General features: G+C 64.2%; 27 protein-coding genes and 1 tRNA gene. 11 read left to right on the top strand and 17 right to left on the bottom strand.

Features of this window, described 5'->3' with window-relative positions; translation table 11 throughout:
• Positions 1-2: 2 nt before the first annotated feature.
• Complete coding sequence (locus ACWV14_RS10280) at positions 3-347, bottom strand: hypothetical protein (RefSeq protein ID WP_454906956.1); 345 nt, start codon at positions 345-347, stop codon at positions 3-5.
• On the bottom strand, positions 347-595 hold the full coding sequence (locus ACWV14_RS10285) for a GlsB/YeaQ/YmgE family stress response membrane protein (RefSeq protein ID WP_081268666.1): 249 nt from the start codon (positions 593-595) through the stop codon (positions 347-349). The genes ACWV14_RS10280 and ACWV14_RS10285 overlap by 1 nt, the downstream gene beginning before the upstream one ends.
• Positions 596-748: 153 nt before the next feature.
• Here ACWV14_RS10285 and ACWV14_RS10290 point away from each other — a divergent pair, with 153 nt between their 5' ends.
• The 3 genes from ACWV14_RS10290 (at position 749) to ACWV14_RS10300 (ending at position 2,159) form a co-directional block, all read left to right on the top strand.
• On the top strand, positions 749-1,381 hold the full coding sequence (locus ACWV14_RS10290) for a YbhB/YbcL family Raf kinase inhibitor-like protein (protein WP_454906954.1): 633 nt from the start codon (positions 749-751) through the stop codon (positions 1,379-1,381).
• Positions 1,382-1,466: 85 nt separating this feature from the next.
• Positions 1,467-1,542 (top strand) — tRNA-His (locus tag ACWV14_RS10295).
• 272 nt (positions 1,543-1,814) lie between these two features.
• A complete protein-coding gene (locus ACWV14_RS10300) occupies positions 1,815-2,159 on the top strand; it encodes an H-NS histone family protein (protein ID WP_422085796.1) in 345 nt (114 codons plus the stop codon).
• 89 nt (positions 2,160-2,248) lie between these two features.
• Here ACWV14_RS10300 and ACWV14_RS10305 read toward each other — a convergent pair whose 3' ends face one another.
• On the bottom strand, positions 2,249-3,235 hold the full coding sequence (locus ACWV14_RS10305) for an NADPH:quinone oxidoreductase family protein (protein WP_422089157.1): 987 nt from the start codon (positions 3,233-3,235) through the stop codon (positions 2,249-2,251).
• Positions 3,236-3,362: 127 nt separating this feature from the next.
• On the opposite strand from ACWV14_RS10305, the gene surE reads away from it, so the two are divergent.
• From surE to rlmD, 5 genes are read left to right on the top strand one after another with little or no spacing between them, the layout of a single operon-like run.
• Positions 3,363-4,121: a 5'/3'-nucleotidase SurE gene (gene surE, locus ACWV14_RS10310; protein ID WP_454906952.1), complete on the top strand. Its 759-nt coding sequence runs from the start codon at positions 3,363-3,365 to the stop codon at positions 4,119-4,121.
• 1 nt (position 4,122) lies between these two features.
• On the top strand, positions 4,123-4,896 hold the full coding sequence (locus ACWV14_RS10315; RefSeq protein ID WP_454906950.1) for a protein-L-isoaspartate(D-aspartate) O-methyltransferase: 774 nt from the start codon (positions 4,123-4,125) through the stop codon (positions 4,894-4,896).
• Between the two features lie 11 nt (positions 4,897-4,907).
• On the top strand, positions 4,908-5,819 hold the full coding sequence (locus ACWV14_RS10320; RefSeq protein WP_454906948.1) for a peptidoglycan DD-metalloendopeptidase family protein: 912 nt from the start codon (positions 4,908-4,910) through the stop codon (positions 5,817-5,819).
• Positions 5,820-5,823: 4 nt separating this feature from the next.
• On the top strand, positions 5,824-6,849 hold the full coding sequence (locus ACWV14_RS10325; protein ID WP_454906946.1) for a sigma-70 family RNA polymerase sigma factor: 1,026 nt from the start codon (positions 5,824-5,826) through the stop codon (positions 6,847-6,849).
• Between the two features lie 41 nt (positions 6,850-6,890).
• Positions 6,891-8,327: a 23S rRNA (uracil(1939)-C(5))-methyltransferase RlmD gene (rlmD, locus tag ACWV14_RS10330; protein ID WP_454906944.1), complete on the top strand. Its 1,437-nt coding sequence runs from the start codon at positions 6,891-6,893 to the stop codon at positions 8,325-8,327.
• A gap of 60 nt (positions 8,328-8,387) precedes the next feature.
• On the opposite strand, the gene ACWV14_RS10335 is transcribed toward rlmD, so the two are convergent.
• Complete coding sequence (locus ACWV14_RS10335; protein ID WP_081268675.1) at positions 8,388-9,089, bottom strand: Bax inhibitor-1/YccA family protein; 702 nt, start codon at positions 9,087-9,089, stop codon at positions 8,388-8,390.
• Positions 9,090-9,266: 177 nt separating this feature from the next.
• Here ACWV14_RS10335 and ACWV14_RS10340 point away from each other — a divergent pair, with 177 nt between their 5' ends.
• The gene (locus ACWV14_RS10340) at positions 9,267-9,674 is read left to right on the top strand and encodes a GlcG/HbpS family heme-binding protein (RefSeq protein WP_081268676.1); all 408 of its coding nucleotides are present in this window, start codon (positions 9,267-9,269) and stop codon (positions 9,672-9,674) included.
• Positions 9,675-9,860: 186 nt separating this feature from the next.
• Here the strand turns inward: ACWV14_RS10340 and hemP are convergent, their stop codons facing one another.
• The 12 genes from hemP to bfr all read right to left on the bottom strand — a co-directional run bounded on the left by hemP (position 9,861) and on the right by bfr (position 18,346).
• Positions 9,861-10,073 carry a hemin uptake protein HemP gene (gene hemP, locus ACWV14_RS10345; RefSeq protein WP_422085801.1) on the bottom strand — a complete coding sequence of 71 codons (213 nt, stop codon included), beginning with the start codon at positions 10,071-10,073 and terminating at the stop codon, positions 9,861-9,863.
• 94 nt (positions 10,074-10,167) lie between these two features.
• Positions 10,168-10,581: an ExbD/TolR family protein gene (locus ACWV14_RS10350; protein ID WP_454906941.1), complete on the bottom strand. Its 414-nt coding sequence runs from the start codon at positions 10,579-10,581 to the stop codon at positions 10,168-10,170.
• Between the two features lie 5 nt (positions 10,582-10,586).
• Positions 10,587-11,300, bottom strand: coding sequence for a MotA/TolQ/ExbB proton channel family protein (locus ACWV14_RS10355; protein ID WP_454906939.1), 714 nt, complete (start codon positions 11,298-11,300; stop codon positions 10,587-10,589).
• Between the two features lie 22 nt (positions 11,301-11,322).
• Positions 11,323-12,012, bottom strand: coding sequence for an energy transducer TonB (locus ACWV14_RS10360; RefSeq protein ID WP_454907834.1), 690 nt, complete (start codon positions 12,010-12,012; stop codon positions 11,323-11,325).
• Between the two features lie 113 nt (positions 12,013-12,125).
• Positions 12,126-12,398 carry a (2Fe-2S)-binding protein gene (locus tag ACWV14_RS10365; protein ID WP_422085804.1) on the bottom strand — a complete coding sequence of 91 codons (273 nt, stop codon included), beginning with the start codon at positions 12,396-12,398 and terminating at the stop codon, positions 12,126-12,128.
• Between the two features lie 114 nt (positions 12,399-12,512).
• Positions 12,513-13,193: a Fe2+-dependent dioxygenase gene (locus ACWV14_RS10370; protein WP_454906937.1), complete on the bottom strand. Its 681-nt coding sequence runs from the start codon at positions 13,191-13,193 to the stop codon at positions 12,513-12,515.
• 94 nt (positions 13,194-13,287) lie between these two features.
• On the bottom strand, positions 13,288-14,658 hold the full coding sequence (locus ACWV14_RS10375) for a sulfite reductase subunit alpha (RefSeq protein ID WP_454906935.1): 1,371 nt from the start codon (positions 14,656-14,658) through the stop codon (positions 13,288-13,290).
• Positions 14,655-15,659: an FAD:protein FMN transferase gene (locus ACWV14_RS10380; protein WP_454906933.1), complete on the bottom strand. Its 1,005-nt coding sequence runs from the start codon at positions 15,657-15,659 to the stop codon at positions 14,655-14,657. Before ACWV14_RS10380 ends, ACWV14_RS10375 begins: the two co-directional genes overlap by 4 nt.
• A gap of 14 nt (positions 15,660-15,673) precedes the next feature.
• On the bottom strand, positions 15,674-16,483 hold the full coding sequence (locus ACWV14_RS10385) for a DUF4198 domain-containing protein (protein ID WP_454906931.1): 810 nt from the start codon (positions 16,481-16,483) through the stop codon (positions 15,674-15,676).
• A gap of 56 nt (positions 16,484-16,539) precedes the next feature.
• Positions 16,540-17,040: a DUF2271 domain-containing protein gene (locus ACWV14_RS10390; RefSeq protein ID WP_422089159.1), complete on the bottom strand. Its 501-nt coding sequence runs from the start codon at positions 17,038-17,040 to the stop codon at positions 16,540-16,542.
• Positions 17,041-17,104: 64 nt separating this feature from the next.
• Positions 17,105-17,749, bottom strand: a complete 645-nt coding sequence (locus ACWV14_RS10395; RefSeq protein ID WP_454906929.1) for a PepSY-associated TM helix domain-containing protein — start codon at positions 17,747-17,749, stop codon at positions 17,105-17,107.
• Positions 17,750-17,869: 120 nt separating this feature from the next.
• Positions 17,870-18,346 carry a bacterioferritin gene (gene bfr, locus ACWV14_RS10400; RefSeq protein WP_081270476.1) on the bottom strand — a complete coding sequence of 159 codons (477 nt, stop codon included), beginning with the start codon at positions 18,344-18,346 and terminating at the stop codon, positions 17,870-17,872.
• A 261-nt stretch (positions 18,347-18,607) separates the two neighbouring features.
• On the opposite strand from bfr, the gene ahpC reads away from it, so the two are divergent.
• Positions 18,608-19,171, top strand: a complete 564-nt coding sequence (gene ahpC, locus ACWV14_RS10405; RefSeq protein WP_007830764.1) for an alkyl hydroperoxide reductase subunit C — start codon at positions 18,608-18,610, stop codon at positions 19,169-19,171.
• A 91-nt stretch (positions 19,172-19,262) separates the two neighbouring features.
• A complete protein-coding gene (gene ahpF, locus ACWV14_RS10410; protein WP_454906926.1) occupies positions 19,263-20,819 on the top strand; it encodes an alkyl hydroperoxide reductase subunit F in 1,557 nt (518 codons plus the stop codon).
• A 74-nt stretch (positions 20,820-20,893) separates the two neighbouring features.
• Here ahpF and ppsR read toward each other — a convergent pair whose 3' ends face one another.
• Positions 20,894-21,721: a posphoenolpyruvate synthetase regulatory kinase/phosphorylase PpsR gene (gene ppsR / locus ACWV14_RS10415; protein WP_081270474.1), complete on the bottom strand. Its 828-nt coding sequence runs from the start codon at positions 21,719-21,721 to the stop codon at positions 20,894-20,896.
• Positions 21,722-21,772 lie beyond the last annotated feature (51 nt).

Genomic DNA, 21,772 nt, shown 5'->3' on the forward strand with positions numbered 1-21,772 from the left:
GCTCAGGCCTGCCATACGCCGTAGCCGGCCTTGCGCAGCATGATGCCGAGTTCGACTTCCATCGAGCGGGCGTCCTCATACGGCATCGGGTTGTAGCGCTCGTAGAGCGCGGGCAGCAGGCGCAGGCCGAATTCCTGGACGAAGCTGTTGGCCTGGATGCCGGCCTTGTGCTTGTCGAAGCGGATGTCGGGGTCCAGCCCCGTCATGCCGACATAGACGAAAGGCTTGCCGAGTCGGTAGTCGGGGTTGGCGCGACGAAAGCGGCCGTTGTTCCAGACGCGGTCGTCGAGTTCGACCACATAGACGTGGTGCTTTGCGCGTGGTTTGCGGGGTGCCCGCGGCGGCATCAGCTCTTGCGCTTGATCAGGCCGTAAAGAATCAGCAGCACGATTGCGCCCAGCACGGAAGCGATGAAGCCGGCACCCTGTCCGGCGATGTACCAGCCCATCGCCTGGCCGACGTAGGTTGCGATCAGTGAACCGGCAACGCCAATGATCGTGGTGATGATGAAGCCTGCGGAATCGTCCCCTGGCTTGACGGCGCGTGCCACCAGACCCACGACGAACCCGATCAGAATAGTCCAGACGATGCTCATGAAAAAATTCCTTTTGCGGTGAAGTGGAAGTGACGAAAGCCAAGCGGTCTGCGCGGCTCGCATTCATGATAGCGGAGCCATATGGATCGCCGCGACGCCTAGGGCGCGTGGCGTCCTACAAGAGGCGACTCCGCGCGGCGGTATACCCGTCGGATGCTGGAAAAATTGCCTGATGTCATTGGTCACGCGCTGCAGGGTGTTCGCGCGGGGTTGGACAACATCGTCTTCAATGCGCTCGGAATGCGGGAGGGCATGGCCTCCATTGCGGTGACGAGCATCGCGTTCGTAGACCATGCGCCAATACCTGCGCGGTACACGGCTGACGGGGAGGGCGTGTCGCCACCTCTGCAATGGACGGATCTGCCTGCAGGCACTGCGGCGCTGTTGCTGATCGTGGAGGACGCAGATTCGCCGACGCCGAACCCGCTGGTGCATGCCATCGTCGTCGGCTTGCCGCCTGAGAGCGGCTCCCTTGCCGAAGCTGCCATACCCAGCCCGGGCAACGATGGCGCCGGCCTGCATGTCGGGCGCAATTCGGCATTGCAGGCGATGTGGTTGCCGCCCGATCCGCCGCCGGGGCACGGAAAGCATCGCTATGCATTCCAGGTGTTCGCGTTGAGCCAGGCGCCCGAGTTCTCCGGTACGCCCGGCCGGGAAGAGGTTTTCGAAGCCCTGCGCGCGCGCGCCATCGCCAGCGGCCTGCTGATCGGCACCTGCGAGCGGCCCGACGGCTCCATCAAGATCGAGGAAAGCGTGCCTTCCGCAGGTCCGCTGGCGGCGGGTTGAGATGCACGAATGTGACTTTCGAGCAATCGAGTTGATCTCAATCGTCAAAACGACGATTTTTAACGCTACAATCTGAGGCTCTGCGGTGGCTGTAGCTCAGCTGGTAGAGTCCCAGATTGTGATTCTGGTCGTCGTGGGTTCGAGTCCCATCAGCCACCCCAAAAATATCTCCTTTGCGCTATTGCTCAATAGCCGCCAAAGGATTACACCGCCGGACTTGCTCCGGCGTTGTCATTTCCGGCCCCGTTTTCTACGGCACGCCAACTCTCTTTTCCTCTTCTGATTCGCATATCCCATCCTGGGCTGGCGCACCGTTACGTTGCGAGTTGTTGCATTAAAGCAATGAACTGCAGGTTTTTTGATCGAGAGGCGCGTGCGTGACAAATGTAAATTGAATTAAAATCCGCTCGTTTTCAATTTCAGGAGTCCAACAATGGCTTCGACCCTCGCAGATATCAATTCCCAGATCAAGAAGCACGACGAGCAGATTGCGCAATTGCGCAAGCAGGCTGAAGACCTGCGCAACCAGGAACGCGCTGGCGTGATCGAAGAGTTGCGCAAGAAGATTGCCGAATATGGGTTGACGGCTTCTGACCTGAAACTGACCGGCCGCGCCGTCACTGCAAAACGCAGCGCTGGTGCCGCTCCGGCAAAGGCCGTCGCCAAATACCGTGGCCCGACGGGTGAAACCTGGTCTGGTGGCCGTGGCCGCAAGCCGCGTTGGGTGACGGAAGCATTGGCTGCCGGCAAGTCGCTTTCCGATTACGAGATCAAGTAAGTGCCTGCGCATTCGGTGGCAGGCAGCTGCCCAATAAAAAAGCCCGCGGATGCGGGCTTTTTTATTGGGGTTGACGCGCAGCAGCGCGTTCAGTTGACCATCACGAGTTTGCCTTTGACGCCGCGCGAGCCCATGTGGGCATAGGCGGCCTTCAATTCCGCCATCGGCATCGTGCTGTCGATCACCGGCTTGATCTTTCCCTGACCGTACCACTGGGCCAATTCGGCCATCATCTGCGCATTGGCCTTGGGTTCGCGCTTGGCGAAATCGCCCCAGAACACGCCGACCAGCGAGGCGCCTTTCAAGAGCGTCAGATTCAATGGCAGCGACGGAATGGGGCCGGATGCAAAACCCACCACCAAATAGCGGCCGCGCCATCCGATCGAGCGAAACGCCGGCTCCGCGAAATCACCGCCGACCGGGTCATAAATGACATCCGGTCCTTTGCCGTCGGTAGCGGCCTTGATGGCATCGCGAAAACCGTTGGGCAGGGCGTGCGTGGTGTAGTTGATCGTCGCGTCTGCGCCGATGGAGCGGCAGAGTTCGCATTTCTCGTCGGTCGATGCGGCCGCAATGACCTTGGCGCCCGCGGCCTTGGCAATCTGGATGGCCGCGGTGCCCACGCCGCCGGCGGCGCCGAGCACCAGCACGGTTTCACCGGCCTTGAGCTGTGCGCGGTCCATCAGCGCATGCCAGGAGGTGGCGTAGATCATGATGAAAGCGGCTGCATCGACATGACCGAAGCCTTCCGGCAGCGGCATGCACAGCGCGGCGGGTGCCAGCGTGTGGGTGCCGAAACCGCCGGTACCCGACAGGCAGGCCACGTTCTGGCCGACCTTGAGGTGCGTGACGCCTTCGCCGACCGCCTGTACGACGCCTGCGTACTCGGAGCCCGGCACGAAGGGCAGCGGCGGCTTCATCTGGTATTTGTTCTGCACGATCAGCAGGTCGGGGAAATTCAGGCTGGCCGCCTTGATCTCGATCAGCACCTGGCCGGGGCCCGGGGTCGGGGTCGGCAGTTCCTTCCAGGTCAGCGCATCGACGCCGGTGGGGTTTTCGCAAAGCCATGCGTGCATGCTCGGGTCTCCTTCGTGTGAGTCGGGTGAGGGCAATGAATGCGGGCGATGATAGGGGGCGCGGCAAGGCGGGCTTGTCCCTGCTGCGACGCACCCGACGCCTACAATCTGGCGCATCCAGGACACCATGAAGATACTTATTTCCAACGACGATGGCTTTCAGGCGCCGGGCATCGTCGCTTTGCACGACGCGCTGAAGGACATCGCCGACGTCGAGGTGGTGGCCCCCGAACACAACAACAGCGCCAAGTCGAACGCGCTCACGCTGGCCGCTCCGCTCTACGTGCGCGAGGCGCACAACGGCTTTCGCTACGTGACCGGCACGCCGGCCGATTGCGTGCATATCGCGCTCAAGGGCCTGCTCGACTACCGGCCCGATCTGGTGGTGTCCGGCATCAACAACGGTGCCAACATGGGCGACGACACCATCTATTCGGGCACCGTCGGCGCGGCGATGGAGGCCTATCTTTTCGGTATCCCGGCCATCGCCTTCTCGCAGATCGAGAAGGGCTGGGCGCACGTGGATGCGGCCGGCCAGGTGGCGCGCCGGCTGGTGCAGCAGATCGAGCGCGAGCGCATGCTCGGCGATGCGCCTTTCCTGCTCAACGTGAATGTGCCGAACCTGCCGTTCGATCAGCTCAAGCCGGTCAAGGTCTGTCGCCTCGGCCGCCGCCACGCGGCCGAGAAAGTGATCACGCAGGACAGCCCGCGCGGCGAAACCATGTACTGGATCGCCGGCGCGGGTGGCGCCAAGGACAGCGGCGAGGGCACCGACTTCCACGCCACCGCCGCGGGCCACATTGCGCTGACGCCGTTGCAGATCGACTTGACCGACCACGCCAACCTCGGCCAATGGCGCGAGACGGTGGCCCGTCTCGGCAACTGACATGGCCACGCAGCGGCCCAGTTTCCCCGTTCGACTGACACCCACAGCCTCGGCCGCCACGCGCGGGCGCATGCCCGCCGCGCCGGTCAAGCCCATGGTGCCGTCCACGCCCTCGATGGCTTCGGACGCGGTGCGCGCACGCATGGTGCAGAAGCTAGCGGCGCAGGGCATTTCCGATCCGCGCGTGCTGCGTGCAATGGGTGCCGTGGACCGGCATCGCTTCGTCGACAGCGCGTTGGTCAACCAGGCCTACGAAGACACGAGCCTGCCTATTGGATTGGGGCAGACCATTTCCAAGCCCAGCGTGGTGGCTCGCATGATCGAGTTGCTGCTCGGCGCGCCGGCGCTGGTTGGCAAGCCGCAAGACAAGCTGGGCCGCGTGCTGGAGATCGGCACCGGCTGCGGCTATCAGGCGGCTGTGCTCGATCATGTGGCCACGGAGGTCTACAGCATCGAGCGCCTGCGCGGGCTGCATGAGCGCGCGCGCGCGAATCTGCGGCACTTCCGGCTGGCCACCGTGCATCTCATGCTGGGCGACGGAATGATCGGCTATGCCAAGGGCGCGCCGTACGCCGGCATCATTGCCGCGGCGGGTGGCGAGGCGGTGCCCGAAGCCTGGATCACGCAACTCGCGGTAGGTGGCCGCATCGTGGCGCCGACCCATTCCGCGAGCGGCGGTCAAGCACTTGTCGTCATTGACAAGACCCCGCGGGGGTTGGAGCGGCTCATTCTTGAGGCGGTCCACTTTGTCCCCCTAAAATCGGGGATTGCTTGAAGGAATAACAAATGCAGGGTATTGGCAATCGGAGTTGGTTCGCTGGCATCACGTTGGCTTTTGTGCTCGTGATCGCGGGCTGTTCCACGCCGCGTGGGCCGGCACCGGTCGAAGACCGCGGCACCATGACTCGCGCCCCGGCACCCAGCACGGTTCCTGGCGGCCCACCGATCACCACCGACGCCAATGGCAAGCCGCTTGCCGGCATTGAAAACTACGGCAAGCCCGGGTACTACGCAGTGCGTCCGGGCGACACGATTCGCCGCATCGGCATCGAGACAGGGCAGCGCTGGCAGGACATCGTGCGCTGGAACAACATCGACAACCCCGACCTGATCGAAGTCGGCCAGGTGCTGCGGGTAATTCCCCCGACCGGCCCGGGTACTTCCGTCGCGGCAGCGCCTTCGACTTCGAGCGGTTCCGAAGGTGCTGTCACCAAGCCCGTGACGCCGCCTCCCGTCATCGCGCCGGTCACGCCTCCCACCGGCGCAAGCAAGCCGCCGGCTCCCGTCACCGCATCTCCGGCAGGACCGGGCAGCGGTGCGTCGGGTGACGAAGACCTCGGCTGGATCTGGCCCGCGAGCGGTTCGCTGATCGCAGGCTTCGACGAGGCCAAGAACAAGGGCTACGACATCAGCGGCAAGGCAGGCGACCCGGTGCTGGCCGCCGCTGATGGCCGCGTGGTCTACGCCGGTGCCGGCCTGCGCGGCTACGGCAACCTGATCATCCTGAAGCACAACAACACCTACCTGACCGCGTATGCGCACAACCAGACGCTGCTCGTGAAGGAAGACCAGTCGGTTCAGAAGGGCCAGAAGATCGCCGAAATGGGCAGCAGCGATTCCGATCGCGTCAAGCTGCACTTCGAGATCCGCCGCCAGGGCAAGCCCGTCGATCCCTCGCGTTACCTGCCCGGCCGGTGATGCCATGGCTGCCTCCCGCCCCCGCCGCACGCCGCCCGTGCGCGGGTCGGCGGGCAAGGGCAGCGCGCTTCCGCCTTCCGCGGACCATGCCGACGAGCCACCCGAGCAAGACCTTCGCTCGCTAGAGGGCACGGCCGCACAGCCCAATGGTGCGGCTGCCGATTTGATCGGCGGTGAGGGCGCCGATGCCCTCACCATCTACCTGCGCCAGGTTCGTCGCACAGAACTCTTCACTCCCGCCGAGGAATACCAGGCCGCATGCGCCGCGCGGGCCGGCGACTTTGCCGCGAGGCAGTCGATGATCGAGCACAACCTGCGGCTCGTCGTGAGCATTGCCAAGGGCTATCTGGGGCGCGGCGTGCCGATGTCCGACCTGATCGAAGAAGGCAACCTCGGGCTGATGCATGCCATCAGCAAGTTCGAGCCCGAACGCGGCTTTCGCTTCTCTACTTACGCGACCTGGTGGATCCGCCAGTCGGTCGAGCGCGCCGTCATGACGCAGGCACGGGCGATCCGCCTGCCGGTGCATGTGGTGCGGGAACTCCAGCAGGTGCTGCGTGCCCGGCGCACGCTCGAAGGCGACGCCGAGTTCCTCGCTCGCCGACCCGATGGCGTGCGCGTGGAAGACATCGCCGCGCTGCTCGGGCGTGACGTCCAGGCGGTGGCCGACCTGTTGGCCTTGGCCGAGGCGCCGCGCTCGCTCGATGCGGGCGATGCGCGCGGCGACGACGGCTTCACGCTGGCCGACACCGTGGCCTCCGACGACGAACAAAGCAGTCCCAGCAGCACCACGCACGCGCATGAAGTCGAGCGTCTGCTCGACCAGTGGGTGCATGCGCTCGATGCGCGCGAGCGGGAGGTGCTGGAGGGCCGCTATGGCCTGCACGATCGCGAGCCCGAAACCCTCGAGGTTCTGAGCGTCCGGCTCGGCCTTACGCGTGAGCGTGTCAGGCAGATCCAGAACGAGGCGCTGGCCAAGATGCGCCGCCAGTTGGCGCGTTCCGGCGTCGGGCGGGACGCGTTGTTCTAGGTGCTTTCAGGTTGTCTCGGCCGCGCTGAGACAATCGGGGGATGACGGAATCCATCGAAGAAAAGAAAGTCCCCACGAATCCCGGCGAAGAATGGCTGCAGGTCGAGTCGCTCGACCTCGATGCACAGGGCGTATCGCACAAGGCCGACGGCATGGTCGTGTTCATCGAGGGCGCATTGCCCTTCGAGGAAGTGCAGTTCAACGTCCATCGCCGGAAGAACAACTGGGAGCAGGGCACGGTCACGACCATCCGTCGTGAATCATCGCAGCGCGTGCGCCCCGGCTGCCCGCATTTCGGCCTGCACACCGGCGCCTGCGGTGGCTGCAAGATGCAGCACCTGGACCCGGCCGCCCAGGTGGCCGTGAAGCAGCGCGCGCTGGAAGACAACCTGTGGCACCTCGGCAAGGTCAAGCCCGAGAACCTGCTGCGGCCGCTCGAGGGCCCGGCGTGGCATTACCGCTATCGCGCGCGGCTGTCGGTGCGGCACGTGGTCAAGAAGGGCACGGTGCTGATCGGCTTCCACGAGCGCAAGAGCCGCTACCTGGCCGACATGCAGGTGTGCCCGGTGCTGCCGAAGCAGGTCAGCGAAATGCTGATGCCGCTGCGCGCGCTGATCGGCTCGCTCGATGCGCGCGAGACCTGCCCTCAGATCGAACTCGCCTGCGGCGACGCACCGGACTCCACGAGGCTCGGCACGATCGCGCTGGTGCTGCGGCATCTGGAGCCGCTGTCGCGCGCCGACATCGAGCGCCTGAAGGCTTTTGCAGCGCAGAACGAGGGCGTGCAATGGTGGCTGCAGGCCAAGGGGCCTGACACAGTCAAGCTGCTCGAAGAGGGCGGCACGCCGCTGGCTTACCGGCTGCCTGAATTCGGCGTCACGATGCCTTTCAAGCCGACCGATTTCACGCAGGTCAATCCGCACATCAACCGCGCGCTCGTGGGCAAGGCGCTGCGCCTGCTCGACGTGCAGCCCGACGAGCGCGTGATCGACTGGTTCTGCGGCCTCGGCAACTTCACGCTGCCGTTGGCGAGCAAGGCGCGCGAGGTGCTGGGCATCGAGGGCAGCGACACGCTGGTGGCGCGCGCCACCGACAACTACCAGACGAACCAGCCCGCGACCTCCGCCCGTCGTGGGCTGTCGCCCGCAACGTTTGTCGCACGCAACCTGTTCGAGATGACGCCGGCCATGCTGGTGGCGGACGGCAGCGCCGACAAATGGCTGGTCGACCCGCCGCGCGAAGGCGCGTTCGCGCTTGCCAAGGCCATGGCCGACCTGCATCAGCAGCCCGAACTGCGCACCGACGGCTGGACGCCGCCGAAGCGCATCGTGTATGTGAGCTGCAATCCGTCCACGCTGGCGCGCGATGCCGGCCTGCTGGTGCATCAGGCGGGTTACCGCTGCACCTTTGCGGGCGTGGTCAACATGTTCCCGCACACGGCGCACGTCGAGTCGATCGCGGTGTTCGAGCTGGAATGAAAAAAGGGCCCCTCGCGGGGCCCTTTTTCTTGGTGTGTGGCCCTTCGCGGGGCCTATCGATCAGTCGCGTTCGCCGCCGAAGATGCCCAGCAGGGCCAGCAGGCTCTGGAACACGTTGAACAGGTCCAGGTAAAGCGCGAGCGTGGCGGTGATGTAGTTGGTTTCTCCGCCGTCCATGATCTGCTTCAGGTCATAGAGCATGTAGGCAGAGAAGATGCCGATGGCGGCCACCGAGATCACCAGCATGCCGGTGCTCGAACCCACGAACACGTTGATGATGGCGCCGAACATCAGAACCATTGCGCCGACGAACAGGAACTTGCCCATGCCCGACAGGTCGCGCTTGATGACCGTGGCCAGCGAGGCCATGACGAAGAACACGCCGGCAGTACCGCCGAAGGCCGTCATGATGAGTTCCGAGCCGTTCTTGAAGCCCAGCACCATGGCGATCAGCCTCGACAGCATCAAGCCCATGAAGAAGGTGAAGCCCAGCAGCACCGGCACGCCGGCGGCGGAGTTCTTGGTCTTTTCGATGGCGAACATGAAGCCGAACGCGCCGCCGAGGAACACGATGAGGCCGAGGCCGCCCGTGAGCGAGCGGGTGATGCCGGTGCTGACGCCGACCCAGGCGCCGAGCACGGTGGGCAGCAGGCTGAGCGCGAGCAGCCAGTAGGTGTTGCGCAGCACGCGCTGGCGTTCTGCCTGGGCCAGCGGCTGGCCGTAGCCTGTGGAGGTGTCTAGGGTGGTAACGCGGTCGTTCATGGCCGGAGCTCCTGTGGTTGCTGCTGAGACGCAGTTGGGGCGCATTCTAGGGGGCTGCAAGAGCAGGTTTCGATAAAGACCGTATGCAGGATGTTCCCAAGCTTGGCACCTGCCCGAAGGCACTGCTGGCTGCGTGGCCGTTATGCTGTGGGGTTTTTACGCAACCTGAGCCAAACCATGAAGACCAAGTCATTCCTCGAACTCGCCGACGTCAAGACCATTGCCGCGGCGGCAGAAGCCGAGGCCCTCAAGAACAACTGGGCTGTCACCATCGCCATTTCGGACGACGCCGGCAACCTGCTCTGGCTGCAGCGTCTGGACGGTGCCGCAGCGCTGTCTTCGCATATCGCCCCGGCCAAGGCACACACGGCTGCCATGGGCCGTCGCGAGAGCAAGGTCTATGAAGACATCATCAACGGCGGCCGTACCGCATTCCTTACGGCGCCTGAAGTGCAGGGCCTGCTCGAAGGCGGCGTGCCGATCGTGAAGGATGGCCACGTGATCGGCGCAGTTGGCGTGAGCGGCGTGAAGTCGAATGAAGATGCGCAGATCGCCAAAGCGGGTATCGCGGCGCTCGGCCTCTGATTCTTTCGGAACCGCACAAAGCAAAACGCCGACTTCAAGGTCGGCGTTTTCTTTTTGGCGGCTTCAGCGTGAAAAAAAGCTTGGCTAGTCGGCGAACCGTTGGCTAGCAAAAAACGACCCTCGGAGAGATGAATCTCCTTGAGTCGCCCCACGATGAAACTTGCGCGAGGGGCGGGCTGAACGACCTTACTTGGTCAGGATCAGCTTGCCGAGTTTGGTGGCTTGAAGCCGATAAAGGGAACCGTTGTGCATGATGCCCACGGTCTTGCTTCCTTTCAGAAGCTCCGTGCTTTCGACCATCGGGACCGGACGCATTGCCTGGATCGACGCATGGCCGCCACCCGACTGGTCGAGCGAAGGATGGTTCAGAACAGAAAAAGCGTTGGGGGTGGCTGGCATTTGGTGTTCCCTTATCGAAGCGATGACTGAATGATAATGATTCGCAATAAAAAATCAATAGCGGCGATCAACTTTTTTTCGATCGCGATTCAGGTCACTTCGTATCGGGTTCCGTGATGAAGCCGATCTTGCGCACGCCGGCTTCGCGGGCCTCGGACATGGCCTTGGCCACGCGCTCGTAGCGCACGGCCTTGTCGCCGCGGATGTGCAGTTCGGGCTGGGGCTCCTTGGCAGCTTCGGCCGCCAGGCGGCCAGGCAACTCGCTGTCATCGATCTTCTGCTCGTTCCAGTAGTACTCGCCATTCGCCGTGATGCTGAACAGGATGTTCTGCGGCTTGGGTTGCTCGGGCTCGCTCGTGGCGCGCGGCAGGTCGATGTTGACCGCGTGCTTCATCACCGGCACGGTGATGATGAAGATGATCAGGAGCACCAGCATGACGTCGACCAGCGGCGTCATGTTGATCTCGTTCATCACCTCATCGGGTTCGTCTTGGGTTCCGAAAGCCATGATGCTCAGCCCTTCTTGAGCGGAACCACGATCGCTTCAGTGCCGCTCTGAACGCGGGCGCCGGTCACGAAGTAGGCGTGCAGGTCGTGGGCGAAGGCATTCAGCTTGGTCAGCACGAACTTGTTGCCGCGCACCAGCGCGTTGTAGCCGAGCACCGCGGGAATGGCCACGGCCAGGCCCAGGGCCGTCATGATCAGCGCCTCGCCGATCGGACCGGCCACCTTGTCGATGGTCGCCTGGCCGGCCGAGCCGATGCTCATCAGCGCGTGATAGATGCCCCAGACCGTGCCGAACAGGCCGATGAAGGGAGCGGTCGAGCCGACCGACGCCAGGATGGCCAGGCCAGTCTGCAGGCGAGCGGTGAATGCATCGATGCCATTGCGCAGGGCGCGCGTGATCCAGTCGCTCACGTCCAGCGCGTCATGCAGATGGGCCTTGGTGTTGCGGTGGTGCGCCGCGGCTTCGCGGCCTTCGAGGGCCAGCGCGCGGAACGGGTTGCTGTCGTCCTTGCCGAGCTTGTTCAGCGCGGTCGCGAAGTCTTCGCTGTGCCAGAAGTCTTGCGAATGCTTGGCAAGGCGCTTGTAGCGGATGACGTCGAGTGCCTTGATGATGATCACGATCCACGACGCGAGCGACATGCCGATCAACAGCACCGCCACGGCCTTGGTGACGAAGTCGCCTTGGTTCCAGACGTTCATCAAGCCAAATTGGGAATCCATACGAAGTTGCTCCAGAGAAAAATTAGTTCAGAACGTAGTTGACGGGGGCGTCATAGGACATGGCCTGCACCACCCCATTGACCTTGCCGGGAACGAACCGGCATTTCAGGATGTATTCCACGGCGGCTTCGTCGAGGCGATCGAAGCCGCTGGATTTCTTGACTTCGGCACTCTTGGGCAGTCCGTCGACGCCGACGAGCACCCGCACGATGACCTTGCCCTGCTCGCCTAGCCGCTTGCTCATTGCCGGGTAAGTGGCCTTGGGGTTCTGCAGGTAGTCGGCGTTGCTGGATGGCAGCTGCACGGCGGGCGGTGCCGGCGGAGCCGGTGGCGGTGCGGGCGGCGCAGGAGGAGCTGGCGGTGCCGGCGGGGCAGCCGGAGGTGGCGGCTCCGTGACGCCGACGGGCGCCTGGGGTGCTGGAGTGGGCTTCGGCTCACGAATGGCCTGGGGCCGCGGCGGAGGCGGTGCCTTCGTCACCTTGGGCTGAGGCGGCGGCGGGGGCGGAGGGGGAGGATCGGCCTTCGGTTTCGGCGGTTCGACAAACTGGCTCAGGATCTCGACCGGAATCACCACCTCGGCAGCGCGCCGGAGCAACCCGCTTTGCAGTGCCCATAGCGCGGCCGCATGAAAGACGATGACGCTGCCGGCAATGACGACATTGCGGGACAGGCCGAGGACGGAGGGGGGAGGGGCAAAGCGATCAGACACGATCAACCATTCGAATGCGGACACTCAGGAAAGTGCCACGATTGCAGCAAAACCGCTACGAAGACGCTACCGGCGTTATTTTCGGAAAATCCACCAGACCGAGCCTGCGACCAGGATCAGGCTGCCGCCGAGTGCCGAGACGAGTTCCATGCCTTGCTTTCCTTGATGGAGTTGGCAAGCTGGATCGTCCTCGGACCCGGCTCGCAATTCAAGGCGGCGACCGGGTGCGAAGCGCTGCACTGCGCGACGATATCGCGCGCACAACCTTCACACTGACCACACTGGGTGGCCACGCCTAGTTCGAATTGGACTTCGTCGAAAGTCATGCCGGCGCGCACGTGACGTGCGATTTCGCGGTCGGAGACTCGGCGGCAGACGCAAACGATCATGGCGGTGAAAGCGGCAGTTGGCTGGCTGTTGGATGTGGCTGATTATAAATAAGAATTTATCGCATTTGCAATAACTATGGTGTTACCGATTCCTGCAACACCCGCATGCAGGCGTCAGACTTCCGACCAGAGCCGCAGCAGATTGTGATAGTGGCCGGTGAGCGCTACCGTTTCCTCGCACTCGCCAAGGCGCGCCCGCAGCTTCTGGATGCTTTGGTCGAGCTCGAAAAGCATGCCGCGCTGCTGGTCGCTGCGCACCATGCTCTGCAGCCAGAAGAACGAACACACCCTCGCACCCCGGGTGACCGGATGCACCCGATGCAGGCTGCTGGCCGGATAAAGAATGAGATCGCCGGCAGGCAGCTTCACTTCGTGCGAGCCGTAGGTGTCGACCACCTCCAGTTCGCCGCCCTCGTAGTCCTCCGGTTCGCAAAGAAAGAGGGTGCAGGAAAGGTCGGTCCGCAGTTGCTCCCCGCTGCCGGGAACGGCCCTCACCGCGCCGTCGACATGAACCCCGTAGTTTTCGCCGCCCTCATAACGGTTGAACAGCGGCGGCACGAAGCGCAGCGGCAGCGCGGCCGAGAAGAAGAGGGCGTTCCGGGACAGCGCCGCCAACACCGTCTTGCCGAGGTCGCGGCCGATCGGCGATTGCTCCGGCAACTGCCGGTTGCGCTTGACCTGGGCGCCCTGGTCGCCAACGGTCTCGCGCCCATCGGTCCAAGGCGAGGCGTCGAGCGCGAGGCGCATCTGGCGAACCTGGTCGGGGCTCAGTACCCCGGGCACATGCAGCATCATTTGTAAAGAATTCCGCAGTCAGAAAAAGCCCCGGAACGGGCGGGGGTTCCAGTGTCGCACCGCATCGGACGAGCCCGGCTGCGACTGCCGGTTTTCAATAGACGTCGCGCCGGTAGCGTCCGCTCGTCGATAGCTCACTCACCAAGCCTTCGCCGGCAATCTGGCGCAAAGCGGCATCCACGCCCGAGGCCATGCCCCGGAGGCTCCCGCAGACATAGATTGCCGCGCCGTCCTGCAGCCACTGCAGCAAGGTGTCGGCCGATTGCAGCAGCCGGTGCTGTACGTAGAAGCGCTCCGGCTGGTCGCGCGAGAACACCATGTCGAGGCGACGAAGCACGCCTTGAGCCTGCCAGGCGTCGATCTCTTCGCGGTAGAGAAAGTCGTGGGCTGCTTGGCGCTCGCCGAATACCAGCCAGTTGTCGTGCCGGCCCGCGGCGGCCCGCGCACGCAGGTGGGCGCGCAGTCCCGCCAGGCCTGTGCCGTTCCCGATGAGGATCAACGGGCGGGCTTCGTTGCCGTCGAGACGAAAGCCGCGATGCGGCCGCAGGCGCACCGCCACGCTGTCGCCTACCGTGAGGGTTGACGTGAGCAGGCCCGACGCGGCGCCCAGCGTGCCGTCGGGATGCTGTTCCTGCCGCACCAGAAGTTGCAGCTCGCCATCGGAATGCAGGGACGAGATCGAATAGTCGCGAGGATGCATGGGGTCGCTTGCGACCGCTACCTGCGCCAGGTCGCCGGAGGCCCATTGCGGCATCGAGCCGGCCTGAGGCACCAGTCCCAGATGAAAGACAGGGGCGCCGGCGCTGCCGGGGTTGAGCAGTTCCCGGCTGGTCAGCCGCCATTGCGCGAAGGCGTCGCCTGGCTCTTCGGCGGAGGACGCGGCGTCCGCCGAAGAGCCCCACCGGGCTTGCCACCCGGCCAGTGCGGCCGGATCGCTGTTGTCGACCTCGATGCGCTCGAATTCAGGCGCGGCGCCCGCCGCATGCAGCCACTCGTCGAGCGCGCGACCGAAGCCGCAGAAGTTTGCATATTGCCGGTCACCCAGCGCCAGCACTGCGTAGCGGAGCGAGCCTAGAGACTGCGGCGAGCCCATCACTTGCTCGCAGAAGACGCTGGCGCCGTCGGGTGCATCGCCTTCGCCGTAGGTGCTTGCGATGAAGACGGCTCTGCGAGCGGCGCCGAGGGTCGCGGCATCGAGCGTGTTCATCTCCATCACCCGCACCGGCGTGCCGGCGGCTCGCAACTGCTGCGCCGTCTGCCAGGCGATGGTTTCCGCCTGGCCTGTCTGGCTCGCGAAAACCACGAGGGTGGGCGGCTCGTCGCGGCTGTCGGCCGACAGCGCGGCGGCAGCACGCAAGGCTGCCGCTTTTCTCCGGCGCTCACGCATATAGATAGCGGTGCACAACGCGCCATAGGCGATCACGGAAGAGCTCGCGCCGAGCGCGCGCCACGCGGCCTCGTTCATGACCGGGCTTGTGCAGGCCAGTTGCTCGTGGCTCGCATGGTGGGCGACGGATCGCCATGACTCACGAACAACGCGGCGACACGGTGCCGTTCCGCGAAGTCCCACCCGTCGTCGGGGCCCAACACGGTCAGCACGGTGGCCAGCGCGTCGGCTTCCATGCACCGCGGGTGCAGCACGGTGACGCTGGCCAGCGCATGGGCGACCGGCTCCCCAGTGCGCGGATCGATGGTGTGCGACCAGTGCCTGCCTTCATGCACCCGCTGGTGCCACCGGTCGCCGGATGTCGCTACCGCCATGTCCGCCAGCGCGACGAGTTGCGCGACTGCAAGGCCGCTATCGACCTGCACCTGCCACGGCTGCCCGCCGGGACGCCGCCCGACTCCTCGCAGCTCGCCACCTATTTCGAACAGGAAGTCGCTCAGCCCAAGTGCCTGCAGCGCCTGCGTGCCGTGATCGACCGCGAAGCCCTTGGCGATGCCGGAAAGATCGAGCACGACACCACCCGGCTGCGTCAGCGCGCCGTCGGCTGCATCGAATGCCAATCGCTGCCAGCCGACCTGCGAACGCGCTTCGGCAAGGGCCTGCGCGGCCGGCACGCCGGATTCATCGGCCTCGGGGCCGAAGCCCCAGCAGGCGACAAGAGACCCGACCGTCGGATCGATTGACCCGCCACTGGCAGCCGCACAGCGTGCCGCGCAGCGCATCACCTCGGCGAACTCCTTCGGCAGCACATGGCGCGACCCGGCGGGCGCACGGTTGATCCGGCTGATGTCCGAATCCTGTTCCCAGTGGCTCATCTGCGCGATCACCACGCCCAGTGCCTCCTCGACAGCCTCGCGCACCGACGCCAGCGGCAGCATCCGCGGGTTGTCGAACCGCAGCGACCAGGTGGTGCCCATCGTCTGGCCGGCCAACTGCTGGAGACTGGCCGGGTCGGCGGGGCGAGGGACGGCCGCGTTGGCGTAGCCGCCAGCGCGCCAGGTGCTGAACGAAATTCCCAAGGCCGCTTGCCGCGTCAGGGCATCACTTCAAGGGTGGCGGCGTAGCTCAGGCGGCGTTCCTTGGCTTGTGGCACCGTGGTCTTGTTGTCCTTGGTGCTGGCGTCGAGCCAGTACATGCCGGCGGCCGGCCAGGTCACGCTGAACTGCCCCTTGTCGTCGGTCTTGAGCTTGATTTCCTCGAGCTTGTCGCGGTACTGCGTATTGCCTGCCGTCACCGTCACTTCGAGGTCTTTCGCGGGCTGGCCGTCGAGGTTCAGGGTGAAGGTGGCTTTCTCGCCCTTGGCCAGGTCGGTCGGGCTGCCCGCGGAGACCAGCTCCAGGCCCTGGCCGATCGGCTTGAGCGCCGAAGGTTTGCCGACGGTCACGAAGGTCTCGATGCGGCCGGCCGACTGCGTGATCGCCACTTCCGTTGCATCGGCCGGTACTTCCTTGGCAATGCTTTCGGCCGTGCCGCGTGCGCGTTTGGTCTGGCCGGTTGCCTTGTCCTTCCAGCTCGCGAACGCGCCGGCGTTGATCACCGCGATGCGGTAGGTGCCGGTCTGCGCCACGTTCACGTCGAACACGTTGCGCAGCTTCAGCTTGGCTTCGGTCTCGGGCTTGACGGTGCTGCCGTCGGGGGCGGTGATCTGCAGGCCGTCCAGGCGCAGCGGCGCGTGGTTGGCGACGAAGAGGTCGTTCGACACCGCGGCGTCAATGGTGACGGTGTCGGCCTTGGAAAACACGGTGGACGAGGGCAGCAGCCAGGCGTTGTGTGCCTGGGCCAGCGAGGCGACGGCCGTGAGGGCGACGGCAAGGCCGGCGGCGCGCAGGGTGAGGTGGGTCATGTTGGCAGATCCTTGAGGTGACGGGCTGGCGGTGAAAGACGGTCGTGCAGTGCCGCTCAGGGCTTGAGTTCGAGCTTGATCTCGCCGAGCTCTTCCTTGCCGGAAGCGGTCGGCTGCGCGGCGGCGGTCGGCGGCCACTGGAAGGGGATGCTCACGACTTCGCGGCCGCCCACTTCGCGCGCGGCTTCCACCACCAGCTTGTAGGCGCCGGGTGCGAGCTTGGGCATCTGGGCCGAGCCTTCGGTGAAGCTCAGCTGGTGCTTGCCGGCGGGCTTGGTGGCGCCCGTGACTCCGTCGACCGGCACCGCGAGTTCACGGCCGCCGCGGCGCCACCACTGGCGCAGGTCCTTCAGCCACTTCGTGCCTTCGCCCTCGGGGTTGTTCGTCTTGGTGCGCACGTCGTACCAGACGGCCAGCGTGCCGGCCACGGTGTTGTCGCTGCGCTCGATCCAGGTCGCCACGTAGGGACGGTGGTATTCGGATACGTTCAGCCGCGGAATCTCGATATTGACTGCCAGCCCGGCTGCAAAGGCCGGAGCCGCGAACAGTGCCGACATGGCAAGCGGCGCGAGTGAGTAGCGAACGTGCACGGGAACCTCTTTTTTCTGAAACGACGGATGGTCAATGAATGAACAGCAGCGCGAGCAGCACCGGCACCACCAGCCCCATGCCCACCATGGGCCAGGTGAAAGGACGGTTGCCGGCGTGCATCTTGAGAATGAACAGGCCGGTGATCGAAAAGACCAGCGCGGCGCCCGCGAAGATGTCGATGAACCAACTCCACGCAGCGCCGGTGTTGCGGCCCTTGTGGAGGTCGTTGAAGTAAGAGAGCCAGCCGCGATTGGTGCGCTCGTATTCGATCTCGCCGTCGGCCAGGCTCAGGCGCAGCCAGGCGTCGCCGCCGGGGCGGGGAAGCGAAAGATAGATTTCGTCGTCCGACCATTCGGCGTCGCGCCCGGCGGTGGCTATGTCCCAGTGCTGTTGGACCCAGGCCTGGAGTTCCGCGGGCAGGGGGGCCTTGCCCTTCTCGGCCTTGGCGGCGGCCAACTGCTTTCCGAGCTGCGCGCGTAAGGCTTCGTCGACCGTGCCGCTGAGCCTGGTGACGGCCGGCTTGGCCTCGATCTGGCCGGCGTGGTTCAGCGTGAAGCCCGTGATGCTGAACAGGATCATGCCGATCAGGCAGATCGCGGAGCTGACCCAGTGCCATTCATGCAGGGTCTTGAGCCAGTAGGCGCGGCGTCGGTTGTCAGGGCGGGCGGCAGTCATCGAAGGCGCGGATTCTATCTGCGCAAATGAGAATGACTGCTAATTGAGCGTGGTTAAGTTACGTAAAGCAATAAAAAACGGGACCGAAGTCCCGTTGGCTGGCAAGCGCGGAAGCCTTGCTTATTCGAGTTCGCCCATCTGCGACTGCAGGTAGTTCTGCAGGCCGACCTTGTCGATCAGGTCGATCTGGGTTTCGAGGAAGTCGATGTGCTCTTCCGTGTCGTCCAGGATCTCTTGCAGCAGATCGCGCGAGACATAGTCGCGCACCGATTCGCAATGCGCGATGCCGTCCTTGATGGTGGCTTGCGCGCCGGTTTCGGCGCCGAGGTCGCAACGCAGCAGTTCGGGCACGTCTTCGCCGATGTTCAGCTTGCCCAGGTCCTGCAGGTTCGGCAGGCCGTCGAGCATGAAGATGCGGTCCATCAGCTTGTCGGCGTGCTTCATTTCGCCGATCGATTCCTCGTATTCCTTCTTTGCCAGCTTGTCCAGACCCCAGTGCTTGAGCATGCGGTAGTGGAGGAAGTACTGGTTGATTGCGGTCAGCTCGTTCTTGAGCTGCGCCTGCAGATGTTCGATGACCTTGGGGTCGCCCTTCATGACGTTTTCCTTGTTCTGAAAGAGGGGATTGTCAGAGGACCGGACGCACGCTTGCAAGCAATCCCATGCTGCGCCGGTCTGCATGCGTGTGATGGTGATACACGTTCGTATTGGTTCATGTCCAAAGGCGTTTCGCAGCCATCGGGAACATAGCAAGCTCCAATACTTTTAATAGATACTGACTATTGAATGTGTTTGATTGGTAGTTATACTAATGGCTCGCACTTATCTTTGTCCAACCGCAGCATCTAAGGAATTTCAATGTCCCTGATCAACACCCAAGTCCAGCCCTTCAAGACCCAGGCCTACCTCAACGGCAAGTTCATCGACGTGTCCGACGAGACGCTCAAGGGCAAGTGGTCCGTGCTGATCTTCATGCCGGCGGCGTTCACCTTCAACTGCCCGACCGAAGTCGAAGACGCGGCCGACAACTACCCCGAGTTCCAGAAGCTGGGTGCCGAGGTCTACATCGTGACCACCGACACGCACTTCTCGCACAAGGTCTGGCACGACACCTCGCCGGCCGTCGGCAAGGCCAAGTTCCCGCTGGTTGGCGACCCGACCCACACGCTGACCAACGCTTTCGGCGTGCACATCCCCGAAGAAGGCCTGGCACTGCGCGGCACTTTCGTGATCAATCCTGAAGGCATCATCAAGACCGCCGAAGTGCACTCCAACGAAATCGCTCGCGACGTCAAGGAAACCCTGCGCAAGCTCAAAGCAGCCGTCTACACCGCCGCTCACCCGAACGAAGTGTGCCCGGCCAAGTGGAACGAAGGCGACAAGACGATCGCTCCGTCGTTCGACCTCGTCGGCAAGATCTAAGCGTCCCCGTGCGAAAGCCCGGGCGCTCACGAGGCCCCGGGCTTTTTTGTCCCCCAGTTGATAGTTTCCAGTTATCGAAAGAGAGTCCCTCATGCTCGACGCAAACACCAAAGCCCAATTGAAGAGTTACCTCGAACGCGCCACGCAGCCGATCGAGATCGTCGCCTCGCTCGACGACAGCAAGGCCTCGGGCGAAGTGTTGTCGCTGCTGAAGGATGTGGCTGATGTTTCCCCGCTGGTCAAGCTGACCGAAAGCCGCGACGACAACCACCGCAAGCCCTCGTTCTCGATCAACCGCCCGAGCGAAAACCACGGCCCGCGCTTTGCCGGCCTGCCCATGGGCCATGAATTCACGTCGCTGATCCTTGCGCTGCTGCAGATCGGCGGCTATCCCCCGAAGGTCGAGCAGGCCGTGCTCGACCAGATCAAGGCGCTCGACGGCGATTTCGAGTTCGAAATCTACGTCTCGCTCACCTGCCACAACTGCCCCGACGTGGTCCAGGCGCTGAACCTGATGGCGGTGCAGAACCCGCGCATCCGCGCCACCATGATCGAAGGCGGCACCTTCCAGGACGAAGTCAAGGAACGCCAGATCATGGCCGTGCCGACCGTGTTCCTGAACGGCACCGAATTCGGCCAGGGCCGCATGAGCCTGGAAGAAATCCTCGCCAAGATCGACAACAGCGGCGTCGAGCGCGAAGCGAAGAAGATTGCCGGTAAGGATGCATTCGACGTGCTGATCGTCGGCGGCGGCCCGGCCGGCGCCGCAGCGGCCGTGTACGCCGCGCGCAAGGGCATCCGCACCGGCGTGGCCTCGGAGCGCTTCGGCGGCCAGGTGCTCGACACCATGGGCATCGAGAACTTCATCTCGATCAAGGAAACCGAAGGACCGAAGTTCGCCCACGCCCTTGAGGAGCATGTGCGCGACTACGACGTGGACATCATGAACCTGCAGCGCGCCAGGGCGCTGGTGCCGGGCAACGACCTCATCGAGGTGCAGCTCGAAAGCGGCGCCTCGCTCAAGAGCAAGACCGTCATCATTTCGACCGGTGCGCGCTGGCGCAACATCAACGTGCCCGGCGAGCACGAGTTCAAGAACAAGGGCGTGGCCTACTGCCCGCACTGCGACGGCCCGCTGTTCAAGGGCAAGCGCGTCGCGGTCATCGGCGGCGGCAATTCGGGCGTCGAAGCGGCCATCGACCTGGCCGGCATCGTCGGCCATGTCACGCTGATCGAGTTCGACACGCAACTGCGCGCCGACGCCGTGCTGCAGCGCAAGCTCAAGAGCCTGAAGAACGTCGACATCTTCACCAATGCGCAGACCACCGAGATCACCGGCGACCAGAAGGTCAACGGCCTGGTTTTCAAGGACCGTGCGACGGGCGAGCTGAAGAAGGTCGAGCTCGAAGGCGTGTTCATCCAGATCGGCCTGGTGCCCAACACCGACTGGCTCAAGGGCACGGTCGAACTGTCGAAGCACGGCGAAATCATCGTCGACGCACGCGGCCAGACCTCGGTGCCCGGCGTGTTCGCGGCGGGTGACGCCACCACGGTGCCGTTCAAGCAGATCATCATCGCGGCGGGCGATGGCGCGAAGGCGGCGCTGGGTGCGTTCGATCACCTGATTCGCACATCGGCTCCTGCCTGAAGACGCATCGGCGCATGCGCCATGCAAGAGCGCCCGCTTGCCGGGCGCTCTTTGCTATCCAAAAGATAGCGAAATCAGTACGTCAGCCGCTCGGGCCGCAGTTCCTGCAGGATCGTCGTCGCGATTTCCTCGATCGACTTGGTGGTGGTCGACAGCCAGCGGATGCCGGCGCGCCGCATCATCGCCTCGGCTTCGCTCACCTCGTGGCGGCAGTTCTCAAGGCTGGCGTAGCGCGAATTGGGCCGGCGCTCGTTGCGGATCTCGCTGAGCCGGTCGGGCTGGATGGTCAGGCCGAAGATCTTCTTGCGGTGCGGCGTCAGGGCAGGCGGCAGCTGGCGGCGGTCGAAGTCTTCCGGAATCAGCGGGTAGTTGGCCGCCTTCAGGCCGTGCTGCATCGCCAGGTAGAGCGAAGTCGGTGTCTTGCCGCTGCGGCTGACGCCCACCAGGATCACGTCGGCGCCCTCGAGGTCGCGGTTGCTCTGGCCGTCGTCGTGCTGCAGGCTGAAATCGATCGCGGCGATGCGGTCGTTGTATTCCTTGCTCTTGCTGACGTCGCTGAAGCGGCCGATCCGGTGGTTGGACTTCACGCCCAACTCGATTTCCAGCGGCCGCACGAAGGTGCCGAACATGTCCAGCAGCATGCCCTTGCAGCCGGTTTCGATGACTTCCAGCACGTCCATGTTGGCCAGCGTGGTGAAGACGATGGGGCGCACGCCCTCGAGTTCAGCCGTGTGGTTGATCTGCCGCACCGCCTGGTGCGCCTTGTCGACCGTGTCGGTAAAAGGTAGTCGGACATGGCGCGGTTTCATCTCGAACTGGGCGAGAACGGCGTTACCGAAGGTCTCGGCGGTGATGCCCGTACCGTCGGAAATGAAGAAAACAGTGCGTGAATGCGTGGTCATGCGGCCTTGTCCTGCGGCGCGGGCAACCTTGCCACGCCTACAATCCGGGCC

It is taken from the genome of Variovorax durovernensis, assembly GCF_977011995.1.

Bases quoted from the DNA above. Each gene is read 5' to 3' on its own strand.
- ACWV14_RS10280 (WP_454906956.1), bottom strand. From the start codon at position 347: ATGCCGCCGCGGGCACCCCGCAAACCACGCGCAAAGCACCACGTCTAT.
- ACWV14_RS10285 (WP_081268666.1), bottom strand. From the start codon at position 595: ATGAGCATCGTCTGGACTATTCTGATCGGGTTCGTCGTGGGTCTGGTG.
- ACWV14_RS10290 (WP_454906954.1), top strand. From the start codon at position 749: ATGCTGGAAAAATTGCCTGATGTCATTGGTCACGCGCTGCAGGGTGTT.
- ACWV14_RS10300 (WP_422085796.1), top strand. From the start codon at position 1,815: ATGGCTTCGACCCTCGCAGATATCAATTCCCAGATCAAGAAGCACGAC.
- ACWV14_RS10305 (WP_422089157.1), bottom strand. From the start codon at position 3,235: ATGCACGCATGGCTTTGCGAAAACCCCACCGGCGTCGATGCGCTGACC.
- surE (WP_454906952.1), top strand. From the start codon at position 3,363: ATGAAGATACTTATTTCCAACGACGATGGCTTTCAGGCGCCGGGCATC.
- ACWV14_RS10315 (WP_454906950.1), top strand. From the start codon at position 4,123: ATGGCCACGCAGCGGCCCAGTTTCCCCGTTCGACTGACACCCACAGCC.
- ACWV14_RS10320 (WP_454906948.1), top strand. From the start codon at position 4,908: ATGCAGGGTATTGGCAATCGGAGTTGGTTCGCTGGCATCACGTTGGCT.
- ACWV14_RS10325 (WP_454906946.1), top strand. From the start codon at position 5,824: ATGGCTGCCTCCCGCCCCCGCCGCACGCCGCCCGTGCGCGGGTCGGCG.
- rlmD (WP_454906944.1), top strand. From the start codon at position 6,891: ATGACGGAATCCATCGAAGAAAAGAAAGTCCCCACGAATCCCGGCGAA.
- ACWV14_RS10335 (WP_081268675.1), bottom strand. From the start codon at position 9,089: ATGAACGACCGCGTTACCACCCTAGACACCTCCACAGGCTACGGCCAG.
- ACWV14_RS10340 (WP_081268676.1), top strand. From the start codon at position 9,267: ATGAAGACCAAGTCATTCCTCGAACTCGCCGACGTCAAGACCATTGCC.
- hemP (WP_422085801.1), bottom strand. From the start codon at position 10,073: ATGCCAGCCACCCCCAACGCTTTTTCTGTTCTGAACCATCCTTCGCTC.
- ACWV14_RS10350 (WP_454906941.1), bottom strand. From the start codon at position 10,581: ATGGCTTTCGGAACCCAAGACGAACCCGATGAGGTGATGAACGAGATC.
- ACWV14_RS10355 (WP_454906939.1), bottom strand. From the start codon at position 11,300: ATGGATTCCCAATTTGGCTTGATGAACGTCTGGAACCAAGGCGACTTC.
- ACWV14_RS10365 (WP_422085804.1), bottom strand. From the start codon at position 12,398: ATGATCGTTTGCGTCTGCCGCCGAGTCTCCGACCGCGAAATCGCACGT.
- ACWV14_RS10370 (WP_454906937.1), bottom strand. From the start codon at position 13,193: ATGATGCTGCATGTGCCCGGGGTACTGAGCCCCGACCAGGTTCGCCAG.
- ACWV14_RS10375 (WP_454906935.1), bottom strand. From the start codon at position 14,658: ATGAACGAGGCCGCGTGGCGCGCGCTCGGCGCGAGCTCTTCCGTGATC.
- ACWV14_RS10385 (WP_454906931.1), bottom strand. From the start codon at position 16,483: ATGACCCACCTCACCCTGCGCGCCGCCGGCCTTGCCGTCGCCCTCACG.
- ACWV14_RS10390 (WP_422089159.1), bottom strand. From the start codon at position 17,040: ATGTCGGCACTGTTCGCGGCTCCGGCCTTTGCAGCCGGGCTGGCAGTC.
- ACWV14_RS10395 (WP_454906929.1), bottom strand. From the start codon at position 17,749: ATGACTGCCGCCCGCCCTGACAACCGACGCCGCGCCTACTGGCTCAAG.
- bfr (WP_081270476.1), bottom strand. From the start codon at position 18,346: ATGAAGGGCGACCCCAAGGTCATCGAACATCTGCAGGCGCAGCTCAAG.
- ahpC (WP_007830764.1), top strand. From the start codon at position 18,608: ATGTCCCTGATCAACACCCAAGTCCAGCCCTTCAAGACCCAGGCCTAC.
- ahpF (WP_454906926.1), top strand. From the start codon at position 19,263: ATGCTCGACGCAAACACCAAAGCCCAATTGAAGAGTTACCTCGAACGC.
- ppsR (WP_081270474.1), bottom strand. From the start codon at position 21,721: ATGACCACGCATTCACGCACTGTTTTCTTCATTTCCGACGGTACGGGC.